General features: G+C 62.4%; 21 protein-coding genes, 1 tRNA gene and 1 pseudogene. 12 read left to right on the forward strand and 11 right to left on the reverse strand.

The features are described from left to right. Both AU465_RS36715 and AU465_RS23690 read right to left on the reverse strand, forming a co-directional pair. A pseudogene (locus tag AU465_RS36715) lies at window positions 1–194 on the reverse strand (hypothetical protein); the annotation flags it as partial. Window positions 195–410: 216 nt separating this feature from the next. Then, window positions 411–638: a helix-turn-helix domain-containing protein gene (locus AU465_RS23690; protein WP_376774892.1), complete on the reverse strand. Its 228-nt coding sequence runs from the start codon at window positions 636–638 to the stop codon at window positions 411–413. 123 nt (window positions 639–761) lie between these two features. Here AU465_RS23690 and AU465_RS23695 point away from each other — a divergent pair, with 123 nt between their 5' ends. The 3 genes from AU465_RS23695 (at window position 762) to AU465_RS23705 (ending at window position 1,800) form a co-directional block, all read left to right on the forward strand. Beyond that, complete coding sequence (locus AU465_RS23695) at window positions 762–1,160, forward strand: hypothetical protein (protein WP_192253751.1); 399 nt, start codon at window positions 762–764, stop codon at window positions 1,158–1,160. Between the two features lie 296 nt (window positions 1,161–1,456). Then, complete coding sequence (locus AU465_RS23700; protein WP_192253753.1) at window positions 1,457–1,618, forward strand: hypothetical protein; 162 nt, start codon at window positions 1,457–1,459, stop codon at window positions 1,616–1,618. After that, window positions 1,615–1,800: a hypothetical protein gene (locus tag AU465_RS23705; RefSeq protein ID WP_192253755.1), complete on the forward strand. Its 186-nt coding sequence runs from the start codon at window positions 1,615–1,617 to the stop codon at window positions 1,798–1,800. Before AU465_RS23700 ends, AU465_RS23705 begins: the two co-directional genes overlap by 4 nt. A gap of 376 nt (window positions 1,801–2,176) precedes the next feature. Here the strand turns inward: AU465_RS23705 and AU465_RS23710 are convergent. The 3 genes from AU465_RS23710 to AU465_RS23720 form a co-directional block, all read right to left on the reverse strand. Further along, window positions 2,177–2,262 (reverse strand) — tRNA-Leu (locus AU465_RS23710). Between the two features lie 408 nt (window positions 2,263–2,670). Further along, window positions 2,671–3,336 (reverse strand): outer membrane protein, encoded by a 666-nt coding sequence (locus AU465_RS23715; RefSeq protein ID WP_192253757.1) that lies wholly within the window; start codon window positions 3,334–3,336, stop codon window positions 2,671–2,673. A gap of 91 nt (window positions 3,337–3,427) precedes the next feature. Further along, complete coding sequence (locus AU465_RS23720; RefSeq protein ID WP_192253759.1) at window positions 3,428–3,640, reverse strand: hypothetical protein; 213 nt, start codon at window positions 3,638–3,640, stop codon at window positions 3,428–3,430. Between the two features lie 163 nt (window positions 3,641–3,803). On the opposite strand from AU465_RS23720, the gene ade reads away from it, so the two are divergent. Beyond that, window positions 3,804–5,615 carry an adenine deaminase gene (gene ade, locus AU465_RS23725; protein WP_192253761.1) on the forward strand — a complete coding sequence of 604 codons (1,812 nt, stop codon included), beginning with the start codon at window positions 3,804–3,806 and terminating at the stop codon, window positions 5,613–5,615. A 19-nt stretch (window positions 5,616–5,634) separates the two neighbouring features. Here ade and AU465_RS23730 read toward each other — a convergent pair whose 3' ends face one another. Next, window positions 5,635–6,798 (reverse strand): alpha/beta hydrolase, encoded by a 1,164-nt coding sequence (locus AU465_RS23730; RefSeq protein ID WP_192253763.1) that lies wholly within the window; start codon window positions 6,796–6,798, stop codon window positions 5,635–5,637. A 106-nt stretch (window positions 6,799–6,904) separates the two neighbouring features. Beyond that, window positions 6,905–7,990 carry an alpha/beta hydrolase gene (locus AU465_RS23735; protein ID WP_210325227.1) on the reverse strand — a complete coding sequence of 362 codons (1,086 nt, stop codon included), beginning with the start codon at window positions 7,988–7,990 and terminating at the stop codon, window positions 6,905–6,907. Between the two features lie 234 nt (window positions 7,991–8,224). On the opposite strand from AU465_RS23735, the gene ilvA reads away from it, so the two are divergent. Together ilvA and AU465_RS23745 are read left to right on the forward strand one after the other, a co-directional pair. After that, complete coding sequence (gene ilvA / locus AU465_RS23740; protein ID WP_192253765.1) at window positions 8,225–9,481, forward strand: threonine ammonia-lyase IlvA; 1,257 nt, start codon at window positions 8,225–8,227, stop codon at window positions 9,479–9,481. Further along, complete coding sequence (locus AU465_RS23745) at window positions 9,478–10,050, forward strand: DUF1697 domain-containing protein (protein WP_192253767.1); 573 nt, start codon at window positions 9,478–9,480, stop codon at window positions 10,048–10,050. The genes ilvA and AU465_RS23745 overlap by 4 nt, the downstream gene beginning before the upstream one ends. A 64-nt stretch (window positions 10,051–10,114) precedes the next feature. On the opposite strand, the gene AU465_RS23750 is transcribed toward AU465_RS23745, so the two are convergent. Beyond that, window positions 10,115–10,402, reverse strand: coding sequence for a DUF2218 domain-containing protein (locus AU465_RS23750; protein ID WP_192253769.1), 288 nt, complete (start codon window positions 10,400–10,402; stop codon window positions 10,115–10,117). 105 nt (window positions 10,403–10,507) lie between these two features. Further along, window positions 10,508–10,948 (reverse strand): lactoylglutathione lyase, encoded by a 441-nt coding sequence (gene gloA / locus AU465_RS23755; RefSeq protein WP_246506343.1) that lies wholly within the window; start codon window positions 10,946–10,948, stop codon window positions 10,508–10,510. Between the two features lie 258 nt (window positions 10,949–11,206). On the opposite strand from gloA, the gene AU465_RS23760 reads away from it, so the two are divergent. The 3 genes from AU465_RS23760 (at window position 11,207) to AU465_RS23770 (ending at window position 13,302) form a co-directional block, all read left to right on the forward strand. Beyond that, the gene (locus tag AU465_RS23760) at window positions 11,207–11,800 is read left to right on the forward strand and encodes a cold-shock protein (RefSeq protein WP_192253773.1); all 594 of its coding nucleotides are present in this window, start codon (window positions 11,207–11,209) and stop codon (window positions 11,798–11,800) included. A 206-nt stretch (window positions 11,801–12,006) separates the two neighbouring features. After that, window positions 12,007–12,519 carry a DUF192 domain-containing protein gene (locus AU465_RS23765; protein WP_192253775.1) on the forward strand — a complete coding sequence of 171 codons (513 nt, stop codon included), beginning with the start codon at window positions 12,007–12,009 and terminating at the stop codon, window positions 12,517–12,519. Window positions 12,520–12,534: 15 nt separating this feature from the next. Beyond that, window positions 12,535–13,302 (forward strand): alpha/beta fold hydrolase, encoded by a 768-nt coding sequence (locus AU465_RS23770; protein ID WP_192253777.1) that lies wholly within the window; start codon window positions 12,535–12,537, stop codon window positions 13,300–13,302. Window positions 13,303–13,308: 6 nt separating this feature from the next. On the opposite strand, the gene AU465_RS23775 is transcribed toward AU465_RS23770, so the two are convergent. Then, a complete protein-coding gene (locus AU465_RS23775) occupies window positions 13,309–13,911 on the reverse strand; it encodes an HD domain-containing protein (protein ID WP_192253779.1) in 603 nt (200 codons plus the stop codon). Between the two features lie 119 nt (window positions 13,912–14,030). On the opposite strand from AU465_RS23775, the gene cysE reads away from it, so the two are divergent. After that, window positions 14,031–14,879 (forward strand): serine O-acetyltransferase, encoded by an 849-nt coding sequence (gene cysE, locus AU465_RS23780; RefSeq protein WP_192253781.1) that lies wholly within the window; start codon window positions 14,031–14,033, stop codon window positions 14,877–14,879. Window positions 14,880–15,025: 146 nt separating this feature from the next. Then, window positions 15,026–15,229, forward strand: a complete 204-nt coding sequence (locus tag AU465_RS23785) for a DUF3126 family protein (RefSeq protein WP_040969488.1) — start codon at window positions 15,026–15,028, stop codon at window positions 15,227–15,229. Window positions 15,230–15,294: 65 nt separating this feature from the next. Here AU465_RS23785 and AU465_RS23790 read toward each other — a convergent pair whose 3' ends face one another. Then, a complete protein-coding gene (locus tag AU465_RS23790) occupies window positions 15,295–15,888 on the reverse strand; it encodes a hypothetical protein (protein WP_192253783.1) in 594 nt (197 codons plus the stop codon). Window positions 15,889–16,233: 345 nt separating this feature from the next. On the opposite strand from AU465_RS23790, the gene clpP reads away from it, so the two are divergent. Further along, a complete protein-coding gene (clpP, locus tag AU465_RS23795; RefSeq protein ID WP_192253785.1) occupies window positions 16,234–16,863 on the forward strand; it encodes an ATP-dependent Clp endopeptidase proteolytic subunit ClpP in 630 nt (209 codons plus the stop codon). Window positions 16,864–17,082: the final 219 nt, after the last annotated feature.

Here is a 17,082-nt window from a genome sequence, read left to right on the forward strand (position 1 = left end):
TACCCCCGAGTCATAACGCCGCGGCCGCCACCGGTTTTGCCCCGGTTACGCAGAGCGTTCATAAGCTGTTCATGCCGCCAGCGCTTTTGTGGATCTCCAGGGTAGTAGGCGGTGCAAAAAACAACTTTTACAAGCTTTTCTGAGACGGAAGGGATGATGATTTCCCCGAGCCGCCAAAGATTGCACCACTTCAAGAAATCCTCGTTTAGGTCCTTTACAGAGTGGTAAAGATTGAACCCGTCGACATAAAGCGCGGACCTAATAGGCACGTTTCCCCGCCTTGACTTTTTAGCCGGACTCAATCATATAAACGCTATCACCGCGACGGGATACGTCCCTAGCACACCCCAGGCTCCGGCTTGGGGTTTCGCGTTTAAGGCCCCTTATTTTTTGTCAGGCCAGCGCAGAAATCACACCTTCCTCAGCCTCACCCCAGCGCCCCCGCCATTCTCGGGGATGAACTCGACGCCAGCGGATTCGAGAGCAGCGCGCATTGCCGCCAGATTGTTGACTGACGGGACACGGCGCCCCTTTTCGAAATCGCGAATTGTGCTCTCGCTGAGGTTGGATCGGCCGGCCAACTCCTGCTGCGACCAGTCTATCAGGCCTCGTGCTGCTCGCGACTGTGAAGGCGTCATAGACATTTCCTGCTGCATCTCCTGTTCCGCGAAAACCGTCTACCACAAACGAATTTCGTTGACACTTGTTTAGTTTAACGCTTTACAAGAATGGTAAACGCTTTTCGTTGAAAGGACGAAATCATGCCGAACACCCATGTTCCGGCCGCCGGCGAAGCCATGCCCGCTGCCCAGCCTACCATCATCGTCGGGCGGTTTTCCCGCCGCGCCCTGCTTGGCGCCATAGCGTCTGTTCCCGCCGTAGGGACGGCTGCGGCGGCGCTACCATCTGCCGGCACAGACGACCACGTCATGAGCCTACTGCGCCAATGGCAGGGCCTGAATGCTTCGATTGATGACGACATGCCAGACGAGCGCTCCCGGATCTTCGACGCCATGGCCGTCATTGAGGCGACCATGCTGGCAGCGCCGGCAAGGACGCCTGTGGAGTTCGCCGCTCAGTATCTGGTCAGCGGCATTCTCGATGTTGAACAAACATCGCTCTACGTCCACGCCCTCGCTCTGACGGGGGCAAGGTCATGAACGCCCACACGCCCGTTCTAAAGCCCTACGGCATGCCTGCAGGCGTCGATCCTCGCCAATGGCGCCAATTCCGTTGAGAAACGCCTGAACGACCTACTAGACCGCGCCATGTCGCTGATCACCGCATTGGATCTCATGGAGGCCGATTGCGATCTGGAGGACACCGCCGACGGTGAACCCTATCTGGGCTGGACAGAACGCGGGCCAGTTGCCGGCGGCTCAGATGACGACGCGAAGGGGACGACTCGGACCTGGAGGACAGTGGCGACGAGCACGAGGCCTCGCTCGGCTGGACTGTGACGGTCAACCAAGAGCATGCGCTGGCGGCGGGCGTTGCCGATACCGCTTTCTTCGATGGCGAGCAGGACGCGGGCGACGAGCCAGAGCTTGTCGCCGATGGCGAAACGATCATGTGGAGCGACGATCTCCAGTCGCAGGAAGTGCTGGTGTCGCTATGAGCACGGTGCCCGAAATGCCCGACAGCGACGAAGCAGAATTCCTGCATCTGCTGCGGCGATTGACTCCTGCGAAATTGCGGGAGGTCGCTTCCGAATTCAGGCGGCGCTTCGATGATGCCAATGCCATCGCAATGAGTGAAGGGCTGAACGCTCTTGCCAATGCCCGCGAAATGAACGGGTGAAGGTGCACCGATTGTGCGGGTTGCAGAAGAACCCGCACAAATCACATTGGCCCGCTGCCTCACGGTGGCGGGCTTTCTTATGTGGCACAAAAGTCACGCAGCTTGAATATGCAGAGCCTCAACCGGCGCGAGCTTATTATCCAGCTAAGCGAGGCGTACCGTCTTGCCGTCGAGGGGCAACGGGGCCACTGGAGCGCTCGCTGCGGCAACGTAGCGGGCGCTTCCCATTAGCGCGATGGCGATTCCCCCAGGCTTCAACATCGGCTTCGTCTCGGGCGTTTCTGGTGTCTCGGCTACCCATACGGCTACCCACGTCAGCTTTTACTAGGGTAGCCCCGACGTAGGGTGAGAGGCGAATTGTCTAGGAATTTCAACGTGGTGCGGACGACGGGAATCGAACCCGTACGATCAGAGATCGAGGGATTTTAAGTCCCTTGCGTCTACCAATTCCGCCACGTCCGCAGGCGAGCCCTTTTCAGATGCCAGCCGGAAGCCGTCAAGCCATGTTTGAGGGCATGCTGTCCTTCCGTGAAGCACGACAGCGTAAAACCGGCGCTGCAGCGTCAATTGGCGGTGTTAGACATGGGAGACTATCCGAACCGAGCTTATCGGCATTTTTCTAGCCAACATCCCGCCTGAATGCGCACTTGCGATGGCAAAAAGCCCGCCTGGGACGGCTGGAAGAGGGCCTCAGGCAACGCCAGCCGGAAAGATCGCTTCGGCTGATCCTGGATAGTGGCGCGATCGCGGAATTACGCCTCCGGAGGCATACGCTAGATTATTCACGTGGCAGATTTGATCTGCCGAGGCCGGCGTCTATCAGGCCCTACCCATTCCCCCGCCCCCTGCGGGCGCCGGCCTTCATTCCTCTCAGAACTTGTAGCTGAAGTTCACGCCCAGCGTGTGCAGCTTCACGTCCTGGTCGCGGTCGGAGAAGTCGTCCGGGACGTCGAAATGCTCCTTGCCGAAATCGTAGTAGCGGTATTGCGCGCCAACGACGATATTGTTGCTCAGCGCGTAGTCGACCCCGGCGCCGATCGTCCAGCCGGCGCTTGTGTGGGTCTTGGCGAAGCTGGGTCCGGCCTCTTGCGACGTCTCGATGCTGGCGAAGGCGACGCCGCCAACGCCGTAGATCAGCCAGCGATCGACCGCCAAGCCGGCCTCGGCATTGACCGATCCGAACCATTTGATGTCGGTGCCAACAGAATTTCCGGGGCCCAGCAGGGCCGAACCGTCGGTCGAGGAATAGTTGAGCTCGGCCCGCGCGCCGATCACCGCCTGGCTGAACTGCCACAGGCCGGCGACATGGCCGCCGACAAAGCCGCCGTCGAGATCGGGCGAGGCAGCGAACGGCTCGCCTTCGGTGCCGGAGATGTCGGAGGAGCCCCAGCCATAGCCGGCCTGGAGGCCGGCATAGTAACCCGTCCAGTCGAAGCCTGGCGCGGTCATGGGCAGGTCGGCGCCTGCGTCAGCGGCCAAGGTCGACCCGGACAGCAAGGCGAAAAAGCCGGCACTGGCAAGCGTCAGGCGACCCATCGAGCGCTCCGAAATGGCGGTTTCGAAAAACTCCTCGGCGCAACCTAGCGTTATTCGCCCGGAAACGGAATTGTATTCCTGCAACAGTGGTTTACGTCGGCGGGTTGCGGACGCGATCCTCCAGATCGCGCTGTTTCTCCTCGGGCGAGGCCAGATGGCTGAAAGCGTACTCGGCAAGTAACGAGCCGGCGATGAAGATGGCGATCGGCACGGCCCATGCCCAGAGCGAATGCAAGGTGAAGAAGGCCAGGCCGGCGCAACATGCCGACAGCACGAAAATTGCCAACCGGATCGCCTGTGCCATCTCTTTTTGCACCCCGAACGGCAGCCTGAGCGCTCAGTCTACGCGATTTTCGCCCTGCCGGAGGAGAGATATCGAGAACTGGGTCTGCCTTAAAAACAAACCAGTTTTGCCAACTGGTCAAAACCGCGCCCGCTTGGCACAGTCGGGCAAACAGGAGTCCGTCATGGCGAGCCGCACCAATCCAACAAAACCCAAGCCCTGGACCGAGGTGGCGACGCATCTGGTCGACGTCGCGATGGGGCGCAAGCCCGCCGATCTCGTGATCCGCAACGGCCGGTGGGTGAATGTCCATTCGGGCGAGATCATCCCCGGCACCGACATTGCGATTGCCGCCGGGCGCTTCGCTTATTGCGGGCCGAATGCCGGCCACGCGATCGGGCAGGGGACCAAGGTGGTCGATGCCGGCGGACGCTATCTGGTGCCAGGCCTTTGCGACGCGCACATGCATGTCGAAAGCGGCATGGTGACGGTGACGGAATTCTGCCGCGCGGTGATCCCGCACGGCACCACCTCGATGTTCATCGACCCGCACGAGATCGCCAATGTGCTGGGCCTGCCGGGCGTCCGCCTGATGCATGACGAGGCTGTCGCGATGCCGATCAACGTGCATGTGCAGATGCCGTCTTGCGTACCTTCGGCGCCCGGCCTGGAACATGCCGGCGCCGAGCTTACGGTCGCCGACGTCGCCGAGGCGATGACCTGGGAAAACATCATCGGCCTTGGCGAAGTGATGAACTTTCCGGGCGTCGCCGCCAACGATCCGGTGATGTCGGGCGAGATCGCCGAGACGATCAAGGCCGGCAAGACGGTCGGCGGCCACTATGCCTCGCGCGACCTCGGCCTGCCGTTCCATGGCTATGTCGCCGGCGGCGCCGAGGACGATCATGAAGGCACGCGCGCGGAGGACGCGATCGCGCGCGTGCGCCAGGGCATGAAGGCGATGCTGAGGCTGGGGTCCGCCTGGTACGACGTCGCGGCGCAGATCAAGGCGGTCACCGAAGGCGGCGTCGATCCGCGCAATTTCATCCTGTGCACCGACGACAGCCATTCCGGCACGCTGGTGCATGAAGGGCATATGGACCGCGTGGTGCGGCACGCCATCAGCCAGGGCCTGAAGCCGGTGACGGCGATCCAGATGGCGACGCTCAACACCGCCCAGCATTTCAGGCTGGAGCGCGAGATCGGCTCGATCGCGCCCGGTCGGCTGGCCGATCTTTTGATCGTCTCCGATCTCGCCCAGATGGCAATAGACGAGGTCTATGGCCGCGGCGTCAGGCTGGCCAAGGCCGGCAAGCTCGAGATCGACATTCCGGCCTATGATTATCCGCAGACGGCGAAGAATACGGTCAAGCTCGGCAAGAGGCTCAAGGCGGCGGATTTCGACATCGCCGCACCTCAGGGCGCCAACGAGGTGCGGGCGCGGGTGATCGGCGTGATCGAGAACCAGGCGCCGACGCGGGCGCTGGAGGCCGACCTGCCGGTCGAGGACGGGCTGGTCGCCATGGACCGCCGCAACGACATCTGCCAGATTGCCCTGGTGGAGCGCCACAGGGGCACGGGCGGCGTCACCAACGCCTTCGTTTCTGGCTTCGGCTACATGGACGACTGCGCCATGGCCTCGAGCGTGGCGCATGACGCTCACCACATCATCGTCGTCGGCACCAACAAGGAGGACATGGCTTTAGCGGTCAACCGGCTGGGCGAGGTTGGCGGCGGCGTCGTGCTTTATTCCAAAGGCAAGGAACTGGCGCTGGTCGAGATGCCGATCGCCGGGCTGATGTCGGACGAACGCGCCGAGATCGTCGCGGCCAAAGCCGAGCAATTGACCGAGGCGATGCGCAAGGTCGGTTGCTCGCTCAACAACGCCTATATGCAGCATTCGCTGCTGGCGCTGGTGGTTATCCCGGAGCTTAGGATCTCAGACGTCGGCCTTGTCGACGTGACGACGTTCCAGAAGGTCGATCTATTTGTGTGAGCGGGGCGGCGTCAGCTGATCATCCGCCGGTGGCGATGGTCAGCACCTTGAACGGCGTGGTGATGACCACCTCGGCGACCGAGCCGACCGCCTTGCCGAGACCCTGGCCGATATTATTGAGCTGCGTCGGATCGGGCTCATCGGAGGCAAGGCCGGCAGGCGTACGCAAGCGATTGCCGAGCAGCTGCACCAGGATCGGATTGTCGGCGAACTTGGCATGGTTCAACTGGTCACCGCCCTTGGTTTGGGTCAGATCGACAACCGTCACGCCGTAATTGGCGAGATCAGCCGCGTTGCCATAGTCGCCGACGCGGGGCTTGTCGCCGGAAATGAAGCTGGACAGCTTGAGCGCCCGGTCGTCGCCCGAGAGCAGGATGGCGAACGGCTTGTCGGGCTTGCCGTAGCGGATCATCTGCTTCTTGAAGACATCGACGTCGATGTCGGGCGAGGCGAGGATGACATAGCCGAGCTTGCCGTTGAGATCGCGGTCGCCGGTGATGGCGAGCTGACGCAAAGCTTCCATCGTCAGCCAGGTCCCCATCGAATGGGCGATTATGTCGATGCTTTTGGCGCGTGACTTGGCAAGCATCCTCAGCGTCGCCTCGAGGTCGTCGCGCGCGGCGGTGGAGCTGTCCTTGTCATAGATGTAGCCGGTCGTCTTGGCGCTCGATGCCCACGAGAACAGCACCGGCGTGCCCGGATAGTTCGTGTCGTGCGCGATCTGCGTCAGGCGGTAAACGCCATCGTCGAAGCCGTTGTTGAAGCCGTGCACGAAGACCAGGGCGCGGTCGCCGCGTATGGCAATATCGGCGCCGACCGCCTTGGCGAATTGCGAAGCGTCGCCGTAGTGGACGACATCGGTGGCGGTGAACTGCTTGGCCGGATTGCTGTCGGCCGAACCCTTGGCGCGCTCGATCGCGCCGACCTGATGGATCTTTGGAACCGTGACATCGACACGGGCATAGCTGGTGGTCAGCGAACGGTCGCCATCGAAAACCTGCCGCGGGTCCTTGGTCGCCTGCTGGCGGGTCGTGGCGACGAAGATCCCGTGCTTGGCCGCTATGTCCGATGCGGGGACCGTAACGGCCGTCCGGCTGAGCAGGTCATGCGCGCTCCGCCCGGCGCAGCCCGACAGGACAAGCGCAAAGGCAAGGCCAAGGACGATCTTCGAACGCACGATCACCCGGGGTCCCCCAAGGGCGGCAAACCTCTCCTGCCACTTCGATAAAGCCAGAGCCGAGCCCGGTCCAGTTCAAAGTCGGTGCAGGCCAGCAACCGCGTGAACACGGTTACTGGGTGGCGAGCTGGCTGATGCGGTCGGTGACGTCGCGGTCGCTGGCAAAGCCATCATCCTCGCGCAGCCGCTGGCCGATCATCTTCACCAGCACCGGGTTGTCGGCGAATTTGGTGTGGTTGAAGCTGTCGCTGCCCTTCTCTTTGGAGAGGTCGACGACCGTGACGCCATAGGAGGCGAGATCGGCCGCGTCCCTGTAGTCGCCGACGCGCGGCCGTGAGCCGGCAATCAGGCCGGAAAGCCGAAGCGCGCGGTCGTCGTCCGACAGGAGCAGGATGAAGGGCTTGTCGGGCTTGCCGTAGCGGCGCATCTGGCTCTTGAAGACATCGACATCGATGTCGGGCGAGGCCAGAACGACGTCGCCGAGCTTGCCGCCGAGGTCGCGGTCGCCGGTGATGGCGATCTGGCGCAGCGTCTCCATCGTCACCCAGGTCCCCATCGAATGCGCGACGATGTCGATGCGCCGCGCACCTGTCTGCGCGAGCATCCTCAGCGTCACTTCCAGCTGGTCGCGGGCGGCGGCGGCACTTTCCTTGTCATAGACATAGTCGGTGGTCTTGGCGCCTGAAGCCCAGGAGAACAGCACCGGCGTGCCGGGATAGCCGGAATCGTGGACGATCTGGGTCAGCCGGTAGACGGCGTCGTCGAAGCCTGTGTTGTAACCATGGACGAAGACCATGACGCGGCCGCCACGCGCATCGATATCGGCGTTGAGCGCGCCAGCGAATTTCGGCTGCGTGTCGTAGCCGACGACCTCGGAAGCCATGAAATATTTGGTCGGGTCGTTCGACTTGCCGCGCGAGCGCCGCTCGATCTGGCCGGTCTGGTGGACCGGCGGCACCGTGACGTTGACGCGGGCATAGTTCAGCGTCGCCGAGCGTTCGCCGTCGAAGACCTTGTTCGGATCGTCGGAGCGCTTGCGGGTGGTGGTGATGAAGATCGAGTGATTGCCGGCAATCTCGGTCGCCGTCGTCGGTACGACGACGCTGCCCAGAATTTCCTGTGTCTGCCGCCCTGCGCAGCCTGCGATCGACAGAGCCAGGGCAATGATCAAAAGCGTCTTCACATGCACGTCGAACAAATCCGCTCCTGCCCCAATTGGCCATCCCCCCTCGCGAACCTCCCGGACAGGCGAAGTGCGGCGGAAGTAAGTCGTGTCCAGCGGAAATTTGCTCGGCGGCCGGCGACGGCTCCGGCACTGTTGCGCGAAAGCCAAAGCGATCTAAGCCTGGGGCGGCCGCATCGGTGGCCGCAAAAACCAAACTATGCAATAGGCTTGGGCCGCGAACCACGTGATCCCGGACCCGGTTGCCTCATGAACAGTTTCTCCTCCCGTGTTGCCGCCGCCGCCGAGGCGATCCGCGAGATCTTTCCGGAAACGCCGCTGCAGGAGAACGATTACCTGTCGAAGAAGACCGGCGCCCGCATTCTTCTGAAGCGCGAGGACCTGACCCCGGTCCGCTCCTACAAGATCAGGGGAGCCTTCAATTTCTTCCGCAAGGCGCTCGCTGCCGGCAACAACGCCGAGCTGTTCGTCTGCGCCTCGGCCGGCAACCATGCCCAGGGCTTTGCCTTCGTCTGCCGGCATTTCGGCAAACGAGGCATCGTGTTCATGCCGGTGACGACGCCGCAGCAGAAGATCGACAAGACGCGGCTGTTCGGCGGCGACTTCGTCGAGATCAGGCTGGTCGGCGACTTCTTCGACGATTGCTATCGTGCTGCCTTTGAATTCACCGAAACCGCCGGCGCGCATATGGTGCCGCCCTTCGACCACAAGGACATCATCGAGGGCCAGGCGACGGTTGCCTATGAAATCGCGGCCCAGATGCCTGGCGGGCGCATGCCCGACATCGTCATGCTGCCGGTGGGCGGCGGCGGCCTGGCCGCCGGGGTGACGCACTATTTCGCGGACCGGCACCGCGACACGCGCTTCGTCTTCTGCGAACCGGCGGGCGCGCCGAGCCTCCGCGAGAGCCTGTCCAGCAGCAAGCGGGTCAAGCTCGCCAAGGTCGACAATTTCGTCGACGGCGCGGCGGTGGCCGAGATCGGCCGCGAGCCGCTGCGCCATCTCAAGGAGTTCACCGCCGATGCCGTCCGGCTCGTCCCGGAAAACCGGCTCTGCGCGACGATGATCGAGATGCTCAACGTCGAGGGCGTGGTGCTGGAGCCGGCCGGTGCCTTGGCGATCGATGCGCTCAAGGATTTTTCGCGCAAGGAGATCAGGGGCAAGACCGTCGTCGCGGTCGTCTCCGGGGGCAATTTCGATTTCGAGCGCCTGCCGGACGTCAAGGAGCGGGCGCTGCGTTTCGAGGGGTTGAAGAAGTATTTCATCATCCGCTTCCCGCAGCGGCCGGGCGCGCTGCGTGACTTCCTCGAAATGCTCGGCCCCGACGACGACATCGCGCGTTTCGAGTATCTGAAGAAGTCGGCGCGCAATTTCGGCTCGGTGCTGATCGGCATCGAGACCAAGGACCGGCGCAATTTCGATCTGCTGAAGGCCAATTTCGACGCCGAGGGCGTGCAGTATCAGGACATTACCGACAACGAAACGCTGGCGGGGTTCATCATATGAGCGGGCCAAAAACGAGTGAAAAGGGAGCCGTCTTCGTCGCGCTTTTTTCCGGCATCAATGTCGGCGGCAACCGCATCGTCAAGATGGCGGAGCTAAAGTCGTTCTTCGAAGGCCTCGGCTTCACCGACGTCGCGACCTACGTGCAGAGCGGCAACGTGGTGTTTCGCGCGAAAAAGGGCGATGCTGTCTCGCTGACGAAGCAGCTCGAAGCGGCCTTCGAGAAGAAATGGGGCTTCAATTCGCGCATCATGGTGCGCGATGCCGGCTGGTTCGAGCGGCTGGTGGCAGACAATCCCTATCCGGAAGTGGCCGGGGAGCCGACCAAGCTGCATGCCTATGCCCTGGAGCGCGAGCCGACCGCGGAAGAGACCAAGCGGCTTGCGGAAAAATGCACCGGCCCGGAGCGTTTCGAGATCAAGGGCGACGTGCTCTACCTGCACGCGCCGGAAGGGCTCGGCAAATCGGTGTTCGCCAATCTCATCCCGCGCACGCTCAAGGTGCCGGGCACGGCGCGTAACTGGCGGAGCGTCCTTGCCCTGCTCGAAATTGCGGGCAAGGCCGGCGGCTGATTATTCATTCTGCGCAATTCCGGACGGAAAACCGCGAGGCACTTTTCCTGGAATTGCTCCGGACTCAGGCGACCTGCTGCCAGTCGAAGGTCAGCTCCTCACGGAAGGCGAAGCGCTTGATGTGGTCGGCGACCACGGTTTCCAGGCGCTCGAGCGAGGCAGCGTCGTCAGCGGCAACCGCGATATGAAGAGCCTTGTCGTCGGCATCCATCACGGTGCGGCCGAGCGAAAGCTGGATGGCGCCGTGATGCGGATCGAACTCGACCGGGAACTTGTGCGACCAATGCTTGCAGAGCTGCTGCAGATAGCGGCTGGCATGTTCGGTGGCGACATCGGCGCGGCTGGTCGGCATGAAATTCTCCCGGCGGATCAAGAAAGCGCCAGCCTGGCCAGGCTGGCGCCACTCACGAATAGATAGGCGCTGCCTGGTGAAGCGCCAGGTGAAGCCTCCCTGGGATTACCAGCTTCCCGTGTTCTGCATCGAGGCCCAGGGCTCGGCCTTCGCCTTGGCAGGGCCCTTCTGCAAGAGCTCGATCGAGATGCCGTCCGGCGAGCGGACGAAAGCCATGTTGCCGTCGCGCGGCGGCCGGTTGATGGTCACGCCATTGTCCATAAGCTTCTGGCAGGTGGCGTAGATGTCGTCGACCTCATAGGCAAGGTGGCCGAAATTGCGGCCGCCCTTATACTCTTCCGGATCCCAATTGTAGGTCAGCTCGACCAGCGGCGCCTTCTCGGCAATGCCGTTTTGCTCATCCTCGGGCGCGGCGAGGAAGATCAGCGTATAGCGTCCGTGCTCGTTCTCGTAGCGACGCACTTCCTTGAGGCCGAGCTTGTTGCAGTAGAAATCGAGCGATCGATCAATGTCGGCGATACGGACCATGGTGTGAAGATAGCGCATATCGGGCTCCTCGGAACGTTGCGTGCGGCGCACCATAGGAGCCGCTCCGCCAAAGGGCAATCGTCGGACAAAACGGACGGATCGGTCGATTTCAGGGCCGCGCCGTCGCGCGTCAAGCGGTGCCGGCAAACAACAATTAAGGCTTTCCGGTGCTCAACGGTGAAAAAAGGCACGTCAGGTCTTGCACACCCCGGAAGCCGCGGTGTTAATCTGATGGCAAGAATCAGTAGCGGTTGCAGTTGAAAAGGGGGCATTCTTATGGGGGAAAAAGCCTCTTTCACGAGGCGGGACGGAAGCCTTGACGACGCCTTGACGCGAGACAGTGGCGGCGACTCCGCCGAGCTTGTCGAAATCGCCGGCGCTATCAAATGGTTCGACGTGGCCAAGGGCTACGGCTTCATTCTTCCGGACGACGGCGTCTCGGGTGATATTCTCCTCCATGTGACATGTCTTCGAAGGGACGGCTTCCAGACCGCGTTGGAAGGCGCCCGCGTCGTCTGCCTCGTCAAGCAGGGCGAGCGTGGCCTGCAGGCTTTCCGCGTTCTTTCGATGGACGCCTCGACAGCGGTGCATCCGGCGGAGCAGGAGCAGCGGACGCATGTCACCGTGACGGCGGAGAGCGGGCTCGAGCGGGCGCTGGTGAAGTGGTTCAACCGCACCAAGGGCTTCGGCTTCCTGACCCGGGGCGAGGGCACCGAGGACATCTTCGTCCATATGGAGACGTTGCGGCGCTACGGCATCACCGAACTGAGACCCGGCCAGGTCGTTCTGGTTCGCTTCGGCCGCGGCGACAAAGGCCTTATGGCCGCCGAAATTCACCCCGATATGGGCACCTTGCCGGTCTCGCACTAAAGCGCGTCGCGTAAAACGGATTCATGCGACGCGCTTTAGGTCTTTGTGCATGTCGTTCTCCCAAAACCGCTTCGCGCTTTTGGGAGACATGCAATAGGCTTTCCCGACACGATAGCCCTTGTCCGGTGCAAAGGCCGATCGTGTCCGAAAAACCGGTTCCACTCGCCTGGACCATGGTCTAGGACGAGCCCTGGACGAGGTATCATATGGCTTATCGTAACTGGCTGACTGCAGGCGCGCTTTCCGCCGCCATCGTTTTGGCCGCCACTTTCAGCGCCCTGAAGCCGAGTTCGGCGGACGGCCAGGCCATGATGCTGCCGGTCGATCCGACGCCGCTGGTCGCGGTGACCGGCTCCGGCAAGCATTCCTTCTCCATCGAGATCGCCGACACCTCCGACGAGCGCGAGGCCGGGCTGATGTTCCGCAAGGACATGACCGACGATCACGGCATGCTGTTCGTGTTCGAGAGGCCTGGCGAGGTGAATTTCTGGATGAAGAACACGCCGATGCCGCTCGACCTGGTCTTCGTCGGCCAGGACGGCAGGATCAAGGCCATCAAGCGCGGCGAACCGGAATCCGAAGCGATCATCTCCCCGGGGCAGCCCGTAAGCTTCGTGCTCGAGCTGAAGGCGGGAACGGCCGCCAGGGACGGTCTCGCGGATGGAGACGTTTTGCGCCACCCGGCGATCGACAAGGCCGCAGGCGCCGGTTCCAACTGACCTCGGCAGCGCCAAATGCAATATTTTTCCCATGACGGCTTCGAACTCGCTTACCTCGACCGCCAGCCGGCGTCCGGGCAGGGCGATCCGGTGCTGATGATCCACGGCTTCGCCTCTAGCCATTACGTCAACTGGGTCTCGCCCGGCTGGTTCAAGACGCTGAACGACGCCGGGTACCGCGCCATCGCCTTCGACAATCGCGGCCACGGCTCTTCAACCAAGAGCTACGAGGAGGCCGACTACACGCCGGCCAGGATGGCTTCGGACGCGGCCGCCTTGCTCGATCATCTTGGCATCGAACGCGCCCATGTCATGGGCTATTCGATGGGCGCGCGGGTATCCGCATTCATGGCATTGTCCAATCCGGACAAGGTGGCGACGCTGGTGCTCGGCGGCCTCGGCGTCGGCCTTGTCGATGGCGTCGGCGATTGGGACCCGATCGCCGATGCGCTTCTGGCCGAGGATCCTGGTACGATCGGCCATGCGCGCGGCCGCTCGTTTCGCGCCTTCGCCGACCAGACGCGCAGCGACCGCCGGGCGCTCGCCGTCTGCATCGTCGGCTCGCGCGCATCCATGAGCGAGGAGGATGTCGCGCGCATTGCCCAGCCGGCCCTGATCGCCGTCGGGACCAAAGACGACATCGCCGGCTCACCCGACGAACTGGCCGTCCTGATGCCCAACGCAAAAGCGTTCCACATCGAAGGCCGCGACCATATGCTCGCCGTCGGCGACAAGAGCTTCAAGCAGCGCGTGCTGGAGTTCTACGCCGAAAACCCACTCTGAGCGACATTATCCGGCTTCGAGCGCGGCCAGCGACCTTTTCAGGTTTTGCCTCGCCCGAGGCTCGAAACGCTTCCGGAATTCCGCGGTGTGGAAGATGTGCGGGCGATCGAGGAAGCTCTTCAGAACGGCAGCGCGGCCGGCGCGCCACATCGGCTCCTCGACCCAGCCATATTCGCGTCGGACCGCCTTTTCATAAGCATCGAAGGCATCCGGTTCGGCGCCGAGGACCGCCAGGTCTATGTCGAGGAACAGGGCTGCGTCATAGGCGGCATGCTCATCGCCGAGCGGCGGCAGTTGGTGCGTGGCGGTGGCGTTGATCATCACCGCGACGTGTGCGAGGCGCTCGGGGCTGATGCGGCCGGAGAGCTTTTTCGCGGCCAACGCCGCGCTTTTGGCCTCGTTGTCCTTGGCGCGGCTGTCATAGACGGCGTCGTGGAACCAGATCGCCGCCTCAACGGCGTCCGGGTCGTGGAGCAGGCTCTTGTACTTCGCGGCCAGCGCCAGCATGGCCTCGATATGGGCGAGGCTGTGGTAGTGCCGATCCGCGGCCCGATAGAGGGCGGAAAGCTCGCTTTTCAGGGCTTCGTCGATCAAGGGTTCGTTTTCCATTGCGGGTTGAATTTCGATGAACCAAGTCCATTTGACAAAGCACTAAGGAAAATTGAGTTCAACCGTGCTATGATATGGCCTATATGTGCGCCGGAGAACGAGCAGGCCGGAGACCGTCGATGAACAGCGTAACGATAGCGCGCCCCAGCATGGTGCAGCCGGTCGATCCCATCTGGCGTTCGATCCGCGATGAGGCGATGGAAGCGGTGAACCGCGATCCGCTGCTTGCAGCGTTCCTCTATTCGACCATTCTCAACCAGGAGAGCCTGGAGGAAGCGGTCATTCACCGGCTGGCCGAGCGCCTGGCGCATCAGGACATCGGCTCCGACCTCATCCGGCAGACGTTCAAGGCCATGCTTGCCGACGATACGGAGTGGAGCACAACGGTGCGCGTCGACATCCAGGCCTATTACGATCGCGACCCGGCCTGCGACCGCTTCATCATGCCGGTGCTCTATTTCAAGGGTTTCCATGCCATCCAAACGCATCGGCTGGCGCACTGGCTGTGGAACCAGGGCCGCAGGGACTTCGCGCTCTACCTGCAGAGCCGCTCATCCTCGGTGTTCCAGACCGACATCAATCCGGCCGCCCGCATCGGCAAGGGCATCTTCCTCGACCATGCCACCGGCCTGGTCGTCGGCCAGACGGCCGTTATCGAGGACGACGTGTCGATCCTGCATGGCGTGACGCTGGGCGGCACCGGCAAGGCCAGCGGCGACCGCCATCCGAAGATCCGCCGCGGCGTGCTGATCGGCGCCGGCGCCAAGATCCTGGGCAATATCGAGATCGGCCACTGCTCGAAGATCGCGGCCGGCTCGGTGGTGCTGTCGCCCGTGCCGCACAACAAGACGGTCGCCGGCGTGCCGGCGCGTGTCGTCGGCGAGACCGGCTGCGACCAGCCTTCGCGACAGATGGACCAGCTCCTGCCCTCGCAGACGATGGATCACGTCGTCAGCTTCGACATCTGAATCCGGCCGTTATCGACTGCGGCCGGAATCCGGCCACCATTTCAGGCGCCGGTTGTCCCGTGTTATGCTGCCGGCTTGCCTTTACATCGCCATCGTCGGCGTGTCAGAAGCGCGTTCCAACGAACAGCCGCATTCGGAGAAGACTTTTGAAGCCGGACGAAATCAGAAAGCTGGACGCCTATTTCAAACGCGTCTTCCAGAATCCCAAGCTGCAGGTGAAGGCGCGCCCGCGCAAGGAAGACTCGGCCGAGGTCTATGTCGGCGACGAGTTCCTCGGCATCGTCTTCAAGGACGAAGACGACGGCGACTATAATTTCTCGATGGCGATCCTCGACGTCGATCTGGCCTGAACCGACTTTTCCGGCCGGGCTCGCCATACCGCCCCGGTCGGAAACACCCCTGTGGGATTTCCGGGCTAGTCCACGCAACGCCGCGGGATGTGCACCCGCCGCCAGTGGGTCGAGCCTTCCCGCACCACCACCCGACGCGCCACCGTCCGGTATGAGGGCGCAATTTCCGTGATGCGCCGCTCTCCTGGCCGCACCAGCACCTCGCGGGCAACGCCTTCATATTCGGCCGGAAGGACGACGCGCCGGACGCGCTCCGGCTCGACGATGACGGTTTCGGCGACCCGCGCGTAGCGCGCCTTGCGCCACACCTTGCACAGCACCTTGCGGCCGTGGATGACGCGCCATTCCCAGGCATAGCCGCCATCGTCCACCTTGAGCGTGTGATAGACGGTGCGTGTGACGGCGGGCACCACCTCATAGCTGACGCGAGGCGGGGCGATCTGCTCAATGCTTTCGGTCGTGCCGTAGATCGGCGGGTCATAATCGACGAGCTGGCCGCCAGGGCTGACCATCACGTCTTCATAGACCGTGTCGTAAAGCGCTGGTCGGCGCACCGGCTCGTAGCATTCGAGAGCCCGGCCGCCGGCAGCGGTTTCGGACACGGCGCCAAGCATTGCGAGGCTGGCCGCGCCCAAGGATACGGAGCTCTTGCGGATCATGACATTTCCCCCGTTGAAAAAGGACGCCAGTTCAACGCATGAATGTAGCGGAAGGTCCAATACGGCAAAGCTGTTTCAGGGCTTGTCGTTAAGCGGCGCGGTTAAGAAATTGCTACCTTCGCCGCGTATGCGCGGCCCGGTATTTCGGGCAGGGGCATTTCTGTGACCCATCACGGCCATTTCGTCGTTCGCAGCGCTTGATTCGACTTGACCAGATGGCTAGGAGGGGCGGCCTTGCGCTAGGGTGAGCCGGCATCCTATTTACATCCTAACGATCTAAAACCCGATTCTGCCCGACTTGCTCATCTCGCGGCGCCGGAATCCCATCTCGAAAAGGGATAGTCCATGAAGAACCCCGTCGAAACCTACATGAACCTCGTTCCGATGGTGGTCGAACAGACCAATCGCGGCGAGCGCGCCTACGACATTTTCTCGCGGCTCTTGAAAGAGCGCATCATCTTCATCACCGGTCCGGTCGAGGACGGGATGGCGACGCTGGTTTGTGCACAGCTTTTGTTTCTCGAGGCGGAGAATCCCAAGAAGGAAATCAACCTCTATATCAATTCCCCAGGTGGCGTCGTCACCTCAGGCATGGCGATCTACGACACCATGCAGTTCATCAAGCCGGCGGTATCGACACTCTGCATCGGCCAGGCGGCTTCGATGGGCTCGCTGCTTCTCACCGCCGGCGAGAAGGGCATGCGCTTTGCCACCCCGAACGCCCGCATCATGGTCCACCAGCCTTCCGGTGGCTTCCAGGGTCAGGCGTCAGACATCGAACGTCACGCGCAGGACATCATCAAGCTGAAACGCCGCCTCAACGAGGTCTATGTCAAGCACACCGGCAAAAGCTACGACGAGATCGAAAAGACGCTCGACCGCGACCATTTCATGACCGCAGACGAGGCCAAGGACTTTGGTCTGATCGACAAGGTCATTTCGTCGCGCGAGCCGGCTGAGGCGGCCGCCGCATAGGCCCTGATGGCAGCTGGATGGCGGGATAACGCGCTTTTGGCGCGGCTTGCGGCATTTCGGCCACAATTGCCTGTTCCCTCAGGGTTCGGGATTGCCTACGTTAAGGCTATGTTGATTTTCGACGGCTTAGCTTTGCATGGGGTTGCTGCGAATCATTGTCGCGTTTTCTGATTGTGTTTCGTACGGAATGCGCTGTGTGAGCCGGGACACTGGCGGTGG

It is taken from the genome of Mesorhizobium silamurunense (assembly GCF_014843905.1).
Classification (GTDB): Bacteria; Pseudomonadota; Alphaproteobacteria; order Rhizobiales; family Rhizobiaceae; genus Mesorhizobium; species Mesorhizobium silamurunense.

What these genes read in the sequence shown, in the direction of transcription:
- clpP (WP_192253785.1), top strand. Translation starts at nt 16,234, where the DNA reads ATGAAGAACCCCGTCGAAACCTACATGAACCTCGTTCCGATGGTGGTC.
- ade (WP_192253761.1), top strand. Translation starts at nt 3,804, where the DNA reads ATGGCGAGCCGCACCAATCCAACAAAACCCAAGCCCTGGACCGAGGTG.
- AU465_RS23715 (WP_192253757.1), bottom strand. Translation starts at nt 3,336, where the DNA reads ATGGGTCGCCTGACGCTTGCCAGTGCCGGCTTTTTCGCCTTGCTGTCC.
- AU465_RS23690 (WP_376774892.1), bottom strand. Translation starts at nt 638, where the DNA reads ATGACGCCTTCACAGTCGCGAGCAGCACGAGGCCTGATAGACTGGTCG.
- AU465_RS23695 (WP_192253751.1), top strand. Translation starts at nt 762, where the DNA reads ATGCCGAACACCCATGTTCCGGCCGCCGGCGAAGCCATGCCCGCTGCC.
- AU465_RS23750 (WP_192253769.1), bottom strand. Translation starts at nt 10,402, where the DNA reads ATGCCGACCAGCCGCGCCGATGTCGCCACCGAACATGCCAGCCGCTAT.
- AU465_RS23765 (WP_192253775.1), top strand. Translation starts at nt 12,007, where the DNA reads ATGGCTTATCGTAACTGGCTGACTGCAGGCGCGCTTTCCGCCGCCATC.
- gloA (WP_246506343.1), bottom strand. Translation starts at nt 10,948, where the DNA reads ATGCGCTATCTTCACACCATGGTCCGTATCGCCGACATTGATCGATCG.
- AU465_RS23760 (WP_192253773.1), top strand. Translation starts at nt 11,207, where the DNA reads ATGGGGGAAAAAGCCTCTTTCACGAGGCGGGACGGAAGCCTTGACGAC.
- AU465_RS23775 (WP_192253779.1), bottom strand. Translation starts at nt 13,911, where the DNA reads ATGGAAAACGAACCCTTGATCGACGAAGCCCTGAAAAGCGAGCTTTCC.
- AU465_RS23770 (WP_192253777.1), top strand. Translation starts at nt 12,535, where the DNA reads ATGCAATATTTTTCCCATGACGGCTTCGAACTCGCTTACCTCGACCGC.
- AU465_RS23790 (WP_192253783.1), bottom strand. Translation starts at nt 15,888, where the DNA reads ATGATCCGCAAGAGCTCCGTATCCTTGGGCGCGGCCAGCCTCGCAATG.
- AU465_RS23720 (WP_192253759.1), bottom strand. Translation starts at nt 3,640, where the DNA reads ATGGCACAGGCGATCCGGTTGGCAATTTTCGTGCTGTCGGCATGTTGC.
- cysE (WP_192253781.1), top strand. Translation starts at nt 14,031, where the DNA reads ATGAACAGCGTAACGATAGCGCGCCCCAGCATGGTGCAGCCGGTCGAT.
- AU465_RS23745 (WP_192253767.1), top strand. Translation starts at nt 9,478, where the DNA reads ATGAGCGGGCCAAAAACGAGTGAAAAGGGAGCCGTCTTCGTCGCGCTT.
- AU465_RS23705 (WP_192253755.1), top strand. Translation starts at nt 1,615, where the DNA reads ATGAGCACGGTGCCCGAAATGCCCGACAGCGACGAAGCAGAATTCCTG.
- ilvA (WP_192253765.1), top strand. Translation starts at nt 8,225, where the DNA reads ATGAACAGTTTCTCCTCCCGTGTTGCCGCCGCCGCCGAGGCGATCCGC.